The organism is Pseudomonas linyingensis, assembly GCF_900109175.1.
GTDB lineage: Bacteria > Pseudomonadota > Gammaproteobacteria > Pseudomonadales > Pseudomonadaceae > Geopseudomonas > Geopseudomonas linyingensis.
The window spans coordinates 104140-113941 of the sequence record NZ_FNZE01000013.1; the positions used below are offsets into that span (position 1 = coordinate 104140).

The 9802-nt window shown below is 57.8% G+C and carries 11 protein-coding genes and 1 tRNA gene; 9 read left to right on the forward strand and 3 right to left on the reverse strand.

The window, feature by feature from the left end; all coding sequences use genetic code 11:
• Entirely contained in the window at nt 1-393 is a 393-nt protein-coding gene (tusD, locus tag BMZ19_RS16020) for a sulfurtransferase complex subunit TusD (RefSeq protein ID WP_090312581.1), read from the reverse strand.
• A gap of 91 nt (nt 394-484) precedes the next feature.
• Nucleotides 485-1153 (reverse strand): Bax inhibitor-1/YccA family protein, encoded by a 669-nt coding sequence (locus BMZ19_RS16025; protein ID WP_090312582.1) that lies wholly within the window; start codon nt 1151-1153, stop codon nt 485-487.
• Nucleotides 1154-1280: 127 nt separating this feature from the next.
• On the opposite strand from BMZ19_RS16025, the gene BMZ19_RS16030 reads away from it, so the two are divergent.
• Nucleotides 1281-1368, forward strand: a tRNA-Ser gene (locus tag BMZ19_RS16030).
• 159 nt (nt 1369-1527) lie between these two features.
• On the opposite strand, the gene BMZ19_RS16035 is transcribed toward BMZ19_RS16030, so the two are convergent.
• The gene (locus BMZ19_RS16035; RefSeq protein WP_090312583.1) at nt 1528-2175 is read right to left on the reverse strand and encodes a hypothetical protein; all 648 of its coding nucleotides are present in this window, start codon (nt 2173-2175) and stop codon (nt 1528-1530) included.
• A 187-nt stretch (nt 2176-2362) separates the two neighbouring features.
• Here BMZ19_RS16035 and BMZ19_RS16040 point away from each other — a divergent pair, with 187 nt between their 5' ends.
• From BMZ19_RS16040 to BMZ19_RS16070, 8 genes are all read left to right on the forward strand, one after another.
• The gene (locus tag BMZ19_RS16040) at nt 2363-3316 is read left to right on the forward strand and encodes a helix-turn-helix domain-containing protein (RefSeq protein WP_139214702.1); all 954 of its coding nucleotides are present in this window, start codon (nt 2363-2365) and stop codon (nt 3314-3316) included.
• A 56-nt stretch (nt 3317-3372) separates the two neighbouring features.
• Nucleotides 3373-3684 carry a hypothetical protein gene (locus BMZ19_RS22250; protein WP_139214703.1) on the forward strand — a complete coding sequence of 104 codons (312 nt, stop codon included), beginning with the start codon at nt 3373-3375 and terminating at the stop codon, nt 3682-3684.
• 51 nt (nt 3685-3735) lie between these two features.
• Nucleotides 3736-3939, forward strand: a complete 204-nt coding sequence (locus BMZ19_RS16045) for a helix-turn-helix transcriptional regulator (RefSeq protein ID WP_090312585.1) — start codon at nt 3736-3738, stop codon at nt 3937-3939.
• A gap of 371 nt (nt 3940-4310) precedes the next feature.
• Nucleotides 4311-4967 (forward strand): inovirus Gp2 family protein, encoded by a 657-nt coding sequence (locus BMZ19_RS16050; RefSeq protein ID WP_090312586.1) that lies wholly within the window; start codon nt 4311-4313, stop codon nt 4965-4967.
• 30 nt (nt 4968-4997) lie between these two features.
• On the forward strand, nt 4998-5582 hold the full coding sequence (locus tag BMZ19_RS16055) for a hypothetical protein (RefSeq protein WP_090312587.1): 585 nt from the start codon (nt 4998-5000) through the stop codon (nt 5580-5582).
• A gap of 83 nt (nt 5583-5665) precedes the next feature.
• Entirely contained in the window at nt 5666-5968 is a 303-nt protein-coding gene (locus BMZ19_RS16060) for a hypothetical protein (protein WP_090312588.1), read from the forward strand.
• Entirely contained in the window at nt 5962-6477 is a 516-nt protein-coding gene (locus BMZ19_RS22935; protein ID WP_090312589.1) for a type I restriction-modification system subunit M N-terminal domain-containing protein, read from the forward strand. The genes BMZ19_RS16060 and BMZ19_RS22935 overlap by 7 nt, the downstream gene beginning before the upstream one ends.
• A gap of 23 nt (nt 6478-6500) precedes the next feature.
• The gene (locus BMZ19_RS16070; protein WP_090312617.1) at nt 6501-9800 is read left to right on the forward strand and encodes an STY4851/ECs_5259 family protein; all 3300 of its coding nucleotides are present in this window, start codon (nt 6501-6503) and stop codon (nt 9798-9800) included.
• The last annotated feature ends 2 nt before the right edge of the window (nt 9801-9802 follow it).

A 9802-nucleotide genomic window follows, 5' to 3' on the forward strand; every position in this document is an offset into this window, starting at 1 on the left:
TTAGTCGCCTCCGAAGCAGATCAGGCGGTCGGCGTCCTGGGCCGCCTCGTGCAGCTGGCCGAGGCCGGACAGCTCCCAGGGCGCCTCCAGATTGTGACTGGCGCGGGCGTAGCGCTGGGCTTCCTCGCCGTTCAGCACGCCGCGGCGCAGGGCGGCGGCGATGCACACCACTCCATCCAAGTTGTGCTCGGTCACGAAACTGCGCCAAGCAGCCGGCAGGTCCAGCTCGTCCTGCGCGCTGACCGGCAGCGAGGAGGCGATATGCACGGCGTCCTGATAGAAGAACAGGCGCACGATCTGGTGACCACCGGCCAGCACCGCCTCGGCGAAACGCAGGGCACGGCGGCTGGAGGGCGCATGGGGCGGAGCGAACAGGGCGATGGCGAATTTCATCTGGGAAAGCCTGGGCAGAATGCCGCCCATGATAAACGCAAACGAAAGAGCCCGCCAAAGTGGCGGGCTCCGGGGACGGCGCGGACCGGGATCAGTCGTCGCGGCCCATGATGCCGAAGATCTGCAGCAGGCTGAGGAACAGGTTGTAGATCGACACGTACAGGCTGATGGTCGCCATGATGTAGTTGCGTTCGCCGCCGTGGATGATCTCGCTGGTCTGATAGAGGATCGCCGCGGAGGAGAACAGCACGAAGCCGGCGCTGATCGCCAGTTGCAGGCCGCTGATCTCGAACAGCCAGGCGGCCAGGATGGCACCGAGCAGAACGAAGAAACCGACGGTGATGAAGCCCGACAGGAAGCTCATGTTCTTGCGGGTGGTCAGCACGTAGGCAGACAGGCCGCCGAACACGATGGCGGTCATGGTGAAGGCGCTGACGATCAGGTCGGCGCCGTTGCTCATGCCTAGGTAGCGGTTGAGGATCGGGCCGAGGGTGTAGCCCATGAAACCGGTCAGCGCGAAGGTGCTGAGCAGACCCCAGCCGGAATCGCGAAGCTTGGTGGTCAGAAAGAACAGGCCATAGAAACCGACAAGGGTGATGATGAAGCCCGGATGGGGCACGCCGGCCTGTTGCGCGGCAAAAGCCACCAAGCCACTGAAACCGAGGGTCATCGCCAGCAGGGCATAGGTGTTGCGCAGGACCTTGCTGGTCTCCTGCTCGGCTACCTGCGTGTTCTGCAGGGCATAGGGTTGTTCGCGCATGGGCTCGTTTCTCCTTGAGGGTCATGTCTATTGCATGGATGGCCTGAAGCATAGCAAAGCTGCTGTGACGATCAGGCAACTAGAGTTTGACAGTCTGTTTCTATCGGGTAGTATTGCCGCCCGTTGTGGAAGCGTGGCCGAGTGGTTTAAGGCAGCGGTCTTGAAAACCGCCGATGGGCAACTATCCTAGAGTTCGAATCTCTACGCTTCCGCCATCTAATCCCCGCAAGGCCCCGGATTCCGGGGCTTTGTTGTTTTTGGGCGCTCTCAGTGTACACTTGGGTGTACACTTTGGCGCTGTTGCCTATCTCCGAGCAGGAACATGGCTTGATGTGCATGCCAGCTCGGTCTCTTCAGAGTCAGCTCCAAAGGGCTTATATGCCCATATGCTTGAGGCGTGGGTTGGACTTCACTTGCTCATCCATGAGCACCCGCACCTCACGCGCAACGCGACTCATCTCGCGGTCAACCTTTTGCTCCAACTCCTCCGCAGGAACGCTCTCCGCTGCGAATCGAGCCAGCAGGCTTTCCCTCAGGTGCTTCGTCAGCTCCTTTTCCCTTAGCTGCAAGAAGACGACCTCCGCCTTGAGCCTGGGGAGGTCCTTGCGCTCCTTAGCCCGGACCTCTTTCATTCGTCTAGAGCTGCGAATGGCCTCTTCATAGCCCTGATCTATCAACTGTATCAGGTGCTCTGTTTCAGTATGCCCGCACTTCTCTGCCTGCCGGCTCAAGTGCTGCTTGGTCTGGGTCGGCAGCGTGAATGTATAAGGCTTGCGGCCATGGTGCGGCTGCCTGTAGATCCGCTGTCGCCAGGCAGCCTGCATCCTCTGCAGAGTGCGTACGCCCTCGGCTGACTTCTCCAAGTAAAGCCCTTCTTTTAGCAGCGCTTCATAATCTCTTACGCCTAAAGTGGCTGCCTCCTTGCTGAGGCTCCCCCTCTGTCGCAAGTAGTCAGCAGCCCACTGTATCTGTTCGCTGTTGCCCTTATCGATCCAGCTCAGGCCTTCTGCTCGCTTGCGCACATTGTCCTCCTTGGCTGCTCGGTTTTTAGATGGGTGCAGAATCCTGTATTTTATCCGTTATGCGTTTCAAAACAAGTAACAACACAGTGCTGTCATGTGTTTTGCTATGCGTCTTGTTACGTGCTTTAATAAAAACTAAAAACAGGGTGTTTTTCCGATTTTAATTTGCAGAAACCGGGGCCGCTCTATGATTCTTTCAGTCCTTTCGGTCGAGCTATCTAAAAAGGAGAGCCGCCATTACAGCAAAATTCCCCTTTCGCCGAAGGCTAAGTACGTCCTTGCAAAATTCGCTCTGCGCTTTCAGGAGCAAGCCTGTCGGTGCGAACGCGGAGAGCTTGCTGCGCTATTTGGCATCTCGAAGGCGCGCCTATCAGATGCGTTGCATGAGCTTGTAGAGCGTGGACTGCTGCTGCCGCATCCGCAGCGAGAAGGACGGGGACGCCCCCGTAACCACTACAGCCTGAGCCCAGGAACATGGCAGTTGCTGCAGTCAGCTCAAAACTCCGACATGGAAGCGGGAGACTTTCACTGGGCAGCCATTGAGAGGCTGATGATCACCACAGCGCCTGCAACCCATGTGAGGCAGGAGCAAGGCCAAGATGCGGAATCACTGCCACTCGAGGCCCGCTTGCTGCTTTGTGCATTGCTGTGCAATGCGGATCGTCATGGTGTGGTTCGAAAGTTGAGCAGTATCGATCTGTACAGACTCACCGGCCTCAGAAGCGATGCCCTGAAGAACCGCCTGCAGAGCCTTGTGAACCTCGAGCTCATCCGCGCCTGGATACCTGGTGTCACCAGTCGGGCTCTATTCGGTAAGGCCAAGAGCGTCTACTACCTGAATCTGCAGCACTCACTTTTTGAGTCATGTTATCCCTTGGCTGGGATCATGATTTTCGGCTGGGTGCAGCGATGGGAGCATGCTGAAGTGTTGCATGAATTTCTGCTTGACGGCTTGAAGCCGGATGCAGCCGAGAGATCGCCTCGTGATGAGGATCTGGTTGCAAGAGCTGCCCAGTTGAAGGAGCACCACCGCATTATCCCCGCACTGCAAGCGCGGCTGGAGCTCTATGCATCTTGGCTTTTATCGAACTGCTGGGATGCTCTCAATTCGATAGATCAAGCCTGTCCGCCAGCACTTTAGTTCGCGTCATTTATGCTCATGCACGACGCCTTGCTCGTAGGACGCAGAGGTATCTGTTGCGTGCGGCAAAGCCAGAGAAGGATTCTGGTTCGGGCCCCAAAAATGGGCCAACCATTGCTTACGAACTGCACGAGTACCTGATCCTGCCTCATGCCTCGCCGCAGAAGCAGTGGGAGGGAAGGCCTGCGAATCGATGGACGCGCGCTGTGCTGATTTTCTCCAAGGGCGCTTCTGCATGGGATGGCTGTTACAACGAGATGACTGACAAGCTATACAGCTATGAAGCTGACATTCCATTGCTGGAACGCTACCTCTGTGGCTTGCTGGCCCTACCTACTGGCAAGCTCGTCGCCAGTCCTGAATCGTAATTTCCAACACCCTCTCCCCATGGTCTGGACGAAACAACGGAGGGTCCGATCATGAAATTTCTTCGCCTGAACGACGTACAAGCCCTGACTGGCCTGGGCCGCTCGACCATTTACAAATACGTCAAGCTGGGGATCTTCCCCGATGCAGTGAAGCTGGGGGGCAGCATCAGCGCGTGGGTTGAATCTGAGGTGCAGGCTTGGATGGCCGAGCGCATCAAGGAGCGCGACCAGCAGGCGATCTCAGCTACTGAGTAGTAAGCTTTGGGTTACAGCAAAAAGCCCTGCAGTCGGTTCGCGCCGACTGCAGGGCTTTTTTGTCGGAGTGGCTAGGGTAGCGGGTTTGCCAAGCTGGCATGGGGCTGAGGAGGCCGACTTGCCAAGGAGTCATGGGGTGGAGGGGGCTCAGGAGTTCTCGGTTAATAGATTTATGATTTATATGTGATCATTTTCATTCTATCCAGGCATATCAAGATCATTAGCCATGACGATCAATCTACTCATCAGAGGACTAGCCCCCACAGCCTATAGCTACACGATCAGTTAATCAGCATCGATCAGGTCGCCATCAGTCGTAAAAACATACCCATCAAGCACTGGTTATGAATCCATTCACAGGAGACATAACCATGCGTCGTCACCCTCAGAACCACAACCTGCACATCCACCACGATCACACCTACCAAGGCCTGCCCGTCATGCACGAGAAAGGCCCATTCATCTGTGAGCACCTACAACGGCTGTACGACACGATGCAACGAGCACTGGATCAGCACCCCCGGACATTCGCCTTCCGGGTAGAGCTGAGGTTTCCCAGCAGCGGCATGCTGCCCAGCTACGCCTTCACCAACGAAGTGATCAGCCGGTTCGTCGAGTCCTTCAAGGCCAAGATCGAGCACAGCCGCGGCATGGCCAGACGCAACAACCGCTACGCCCATCCCTGTACCGTGCGTTACGTCTGGGTACGCGAGATCGCCAGCTCTGACAGACCGCACTACCACCTGGTGATCTTCCTGAACAGGGATGCTTACCACACGCTGGGTGACTTCCGATCCAATGGCAGGAACCTGTTCAACCGGCTGGAGGAAGCCTGGGCCAGTGCCTTGAGGCTGCCGAGGGAAGCGGTCACTGGGCTGGTGCACATCCCGAAGAATCCCAGTTACCACATCACCCGTGATGACGCGCAGAGCCAGGCAGAGTTCTTCCACCGGGCCAGCTACCTCTGTAAGACTGCAACCAAGGCGTATGGAGATCGCCAGCACAGCTTTGGAGCTAGCAGGGGCTGATGCCTCTGCTGGGAAAAGGAGGACGCATTCATGTGGATCGAAACCGATATCGGCACCTTCGAGATCGTTGAGTACGCGCTTCACCGGGCAGGCGTACTGCTGATCATCCGAGGCGAGACACGGGCTGCACTGGAGAAATTGCATGATCGTTACCTGCCTGAACTGGAGGACATCGACGACAGCAGTGACGAGGATCTGCCCTTCAACGGCCAGGCCTACGCCGAAGACGTAGCCAAGGCAATGGCAGCCATGACCAGAAGCCTCAGCACCTACCAGCCTAGTGTCATGCAGTCCGAAGAGGAACTGCTGCTGGATCTGGATGCTGGGCAGCGTGGCTCGCTACGCCTGGTGGGTAAACGCAGATCCATGGAATGGCAATACCGCCTGCAGTGGAGCCAGCAAGACAAAGCGAAATCCCCGGTGGACTGGCTGGCTACCGATCCACGGTATCGCTGGGTCTATTCATGGCAGGAGACCCTGGGGCTGTTGGAGGCCTGCGATGGGCTGCGCATGCGACCTGTGTTCGTTCATGTGGATTTCTGGCCGAGCCTGCAGCAGGCCTGGGGCAGGAGTCAGCCAAGTGAGCGGAGTCCGGTGTTGCTGGCTAGGTGCTGATAACAAGCTCATGGGCACTCGTTAGGGTGCCGTTCCTTGGCGAGTTCGGCTAAATTGGCGCTTTTCACAAGGAGAAGCGTCACATGGGTTACCTGATTCGGGGTACGCGGGGTGCAGTGGTCAAGGCTGAGGGACAGGAGCTGAAGATCTCAGCGGATCAGTTTCGTGAGGTGCAAACCGTCCAGATAGGCGAGCCGGCTTCCAAAGAGGACAGCGAGATATGGCTCAAGCGTTTTGAAGCTGAAACGAAGCTAGGCCCTCTGGTCTGGGATGTAACGTTTTCGCTCGACCTGTCCGGTGCTAATTTTGAGAGCTCTTGTCTGGCTTCTGCCCCTGCGGGCGTCGAGGTGCTCAAGGAGCCGGAGTTTGAGCTGGTAGAGTGCTAGAGCGACGACGAGTAAGCATCTACCTCAAGCAAGAAGTCTGGACCGTATCACTGCTTTGGTACGGCCCATTCCTGCCTTCATGCGACGCAACCCGTCGCTCCTGTCTGTTAGACTGCCAGCCGCAGGTATGCAGCATTTCTAGCCCCAGTGGCGCTCAATTCCAGAGATCGATTGATGGACGTCCAGCATTTGAAAGGGAACTCTGGGAGGCAGTCGATCAGCTGCGTGCCAACTCCAAGCTCACCGCGTCCGAGTACGCCATGCCGGTGCGGGGCCTGATCTTCCTGCGGCATGCCTACAATCGCTTCAGCCCATCTGCCGTCAGGGGGCTACGAAGCGGAAGAGATCAGCCTCAAAGCGAACGTGGTCTTCGCGCACATCTACATGGTGGGATGTGGGTGAGGGAGGGCGGGTTTATCACTGAGGGGTTGCCCATGAGTGTCGTGCAGAACTCAGAGAAATCAGCACACTATTTTGAGACAAGATTCATGTGGGGCTGGAAGGGCTAACAGTGTATCAAAAGGACTTGTTGATGCAGAAAGCACCGAATGCAACAAACCCACTGAAAGCCTGGCTCAGCGAGCTGCTGCTGAATCGCGAGCTGTTCAAAGGGCCAACTGGAAAACCTCTCTACAGCTATCAGGTTTCAGAAGAGGAGTATCAGTCTCTCCTGACGCTGCTGAAGCAACAGCTCAGAAAGCTGGATAACCCCGTGCATGCAACCCATTTGGGAGCATGCTTCTGTCTTTTCGTCAGTGAGCAATATCGCCGCAACTACAACAGCTCCTGGTCCTGGTCAGGCGCTGAGGCAGGGCTGGGGATTACGCTCACTCCACAACAGCATGCCGCTCTGACCAGCGATGGGCTGAGGTACTGGTGTAGGCCAATACGCTTCCGGGAAAACGGCCGTGACTGGCTGGGCTCGCTGTTCACCGAGGGTGGGCTGCCATGGCCGCTGGTGCAGAGCGAGTCCCATGGTTTCGGGCGGGCCGTACGTCGGGGTATCAAGCATTTCTATCGAACCGAGGGCAACCGAAGAACCACGGCCGACTTGATGGCAGACTTCGAGGATGGTCTTCCGGCCGTCTTCCGTAATCTGGAGACGCGCCGACTTCTTGCTGGCATCGTCGATCAGCTCATGTATCTGGTCGAGCAGTACCCGCTCAGGGAACAGCAGGATCCGGCCAGCTATCTCGACCAGCAGGCTCCTGGCTGGATGGATGCTTTTCCTATCCCGCTGGATGAAAGCAATGCCCGCACGTTGCTCAATGACTGGCTGCGAGATGCCGATGAGAAGCGTCAGGAGCGCAAGGAGGCCCTTGCGAAGGCCAAGGCTTTCACCTGTGAGCACGTTCTGCATGGCACATTGCCCCAATGGTCCATCAGCACGGACTTGATCCTGCCCTCTGAGGAAACCTTTGCCATAGACCCGGCAGCCTTGGGTAGTACCCGTCTGGATCTGGCTTTCTACGAAGGCGAGCGCCTGTTGGCCCGTGGTGCTGCCGTCTATGGCCAGCTCACCCCGCAGGGCGTCAGGGTTCGCTTATCCAACCCGCAGGTTACGGTGGAGCGGCGCATGTTGGACGAGCCGCTGAGTCTGCGCCTGCTGGACAATGGCCGCACGGTACATTGTCAGTTTTTCGAGGGCAGTGCGCTCGATTACCGAGATGCTCCTCTGGTTTTCGAGAACCGCTCGGATCGCTGGCAATTGGTCGCCAGTGCCAGCTGCTCTGTGGCGGCCGCGCTGCTCAGGCTCCGCATTCCCCCGGGCTTTCTTGTCACCTGTGAGGGTGCGGCTCCGGAGACTCTGGCACTGGATGCGGAAGGCGGGCACTGGCTGGAGAGCGATGCGGATCTTTGCCTTGCCAAAGGGGCCAACTGCTACCAGATCGAGCTGAATCAGGCGGGCAGCAACGAGCGCAAGCCCAGCCTGACGGGCGTTTTTGCGCTTTACGAAAGTGCTCCCTCGATTGTCTTCCTGGGCTGGCCAGTCCTTGAGTTGCCCGAGGATTACAGCTACTCCAGAGAAGATCTGCAGGAGTTCGTGGATGGCGAGTTGCTGGATCGCCAGCGCAACAGTCGCTATGGCCTCGTCCGTTACAGCTTGCGCCACCGTTCCGGAAAAATATTGCTGCAACGGCGTTTCGGTGTCCTGCCCAGAGAGTTCAGCCTGTCCCTGTTCCCCGGACTGGGATCGCAGCCCGCACGCCTCCGGCTCAAGGGGGAAGGCCAGCTTGATCTGCATGTTGTCAGTGATGTACTGGGAGCGGAGCAAGCTGAGCATACGCTGAACTTGCACCATCAGGGTGACAGTCCTCCCGCGACCTTCATTCTGGAGGCCGGCCATGGACTGCCTCCCATTCAGTTGCGACTTCCATATCCCTATCAGGGGGCTCGTCTGCTGGATCAGCGCGGCAATCCATCGCGCAGCCGCGAGCTGACACTAGCTGAACTGATCGGACACCGCATCGTGCTGACTTCCGGCCTGCCGCAGGGGCAGATGTTTCACATGGAGTTGGAACTGATCTGTACGGAGCAACCGCATCCCAGGCATTCCTTCTGTATCCGTGTCGGGGCGGTGCCTGTCATGCTCAACCTGTTCAGCTACTTGGGCGACATGCAGAACATGCTGGGTGCGGTGGATGAGCAGGATGCCTATATCAAGCTTTCCCTGGAAACCGAGCAGCCGCTGTTGAAACTTGATATCCGCCGCTATGGCGGACTGCTGCAGTGGGATGGGCGGCATGCCTTTCATGTCTGCAACACCGCCCGCTCCGCCATACGTGATGGGGTTCAGGTTGAGGCTATGCTGCTGTCTGATCCCAAGCGCACACCGCTGCAACTGGCTGAGAGAACCAGTGAGACGGTGGGTACCGGCCACTTCGAAATTCCGCAGAAAATGCAGGCTCAGGGGCCGTGGCTGATTTATCCGGGCGAGCAGTCGAGTGTTCGCTTCCGTCCTGGGCTGTACATAACGACAGAAAACAGCCGTGATACCGGGGCTGAAGTGTGCTCGCTGCATCACGCTGCCGAACTTTTCCATCCGCTGCACAACCCGCATGTCATTGACCAGCAGATTGCTGCCATGGCAACCGACTTCAACCACAGTGGCTGGCAGTATCTGGCTGATCTGAAGCAGCACTATCGCCACCTGCCACTATCATCCTTCGAAGCTTGGAAAGCCCTGTCGCGCAATCGAGAGGCGCTCAGCTTCGCGGTATTCCGGCTGGAGATGGATGAGGCGCTCTGTGCGCGCATCCGTGATGAGTTGGCTGTCGTCTGGGAAGCTGTGCCACTGCCGTTATGGGTACAGGCTCACCGACTGTTCCACGACAGTCTGCAGCTGACGGGGCTGCCTGAGGTGCTGGTCGATGGCCTGGTTGCCAATCGGGCTAGCGTACTGCGCTGTATCGTTTCCGGTTTCGACTATCTGGGGGACTATCTGACTACTGGCAGCCGCAGTTCGTTGACCAGGCTGCCACCGGAAATTGTTCTGCCCACTTGGTACCAGGATCTGCGACGTCTGCATGAGTCCAACCGGAACTGGCCTACCCTGCTTGGCGACGAGCTTTCCCGCTGGGTCGACAGGCAGCAACTGCCGCCGTTGGTGAAAGCCCTTTCGCTGGTGGAGTTCACCGACGCGGTGACCTACCTGCCGATCTTCATGGCCTTCGTCACTGCCGGTAAAGCCAGAGTGACCGATCTGCCGGCGACACCGGCCTATCTGAAATTTGCCATCCGCCTGGTTTCCGATTTTGACCGTCAGGGCTGGTTCATTCCGGCACATGCCCTGATGGTGTCGTATCTGCTCGCCTCGCAGGATGAAGCATAAGG

Coding starts and splice junctions, on each gene's coding strand:
- tusD (WP_090312581.1), bottom strand. CDS start 393: ATGAAATTCGCCATCGCCCTGTTCGCTCCGCCCCATGCGCCCTCCAGC.
- BMZ19_RS16025 (WP_090312582.1), bottom strand. CDS start 1,153: ATGCGCGAACAACCCTATGCCCTGCAGAACACGCAGGTAGCCGAGCAG.
- BMZ19_RS16040 (WP_139214702.1), top strand. CDS start 2,363: ATGATTCTTTCAGTCCTTTCGGTCGAGCTATCTAAAAAGGAGAGCCGC.
- BMZ19_RS16045 (WP_090312585.1), top strand. CDS start 3,736: ATGAAATTTCTTCGCCTGAACGACGTACAAGCCCTGACTGGCCTGGGC.
- BMZ19_RS16050 (WP_090312586.1), top strand. CDS start 4,311: ATGCGTCGTCACCCTCAGAACCACAACCTGCACATCCACCACGATCAC.
- BMZ19_RS16055 (WP_090312587.1), top strand. CDS start 4,998: ATGTGGATCGAAACCGATATCGGCACCTTCGAGATCGTTGAGTACGCG.
- BMZ19_RS16060 (WP_090312588.1), top strand. CDS start 5,666: ATGGGTTACCTGATTCGGGGTACGCGGGGTGCAGTGGTCAAGGCTGAG.
- BMZ19_RS16070 (WP_090312617.1), top strand. CDS start 6,501: ATGCAGAAAGCACCGAATGCAACAAACCCACTGAAAGCCTGGCTCAGC.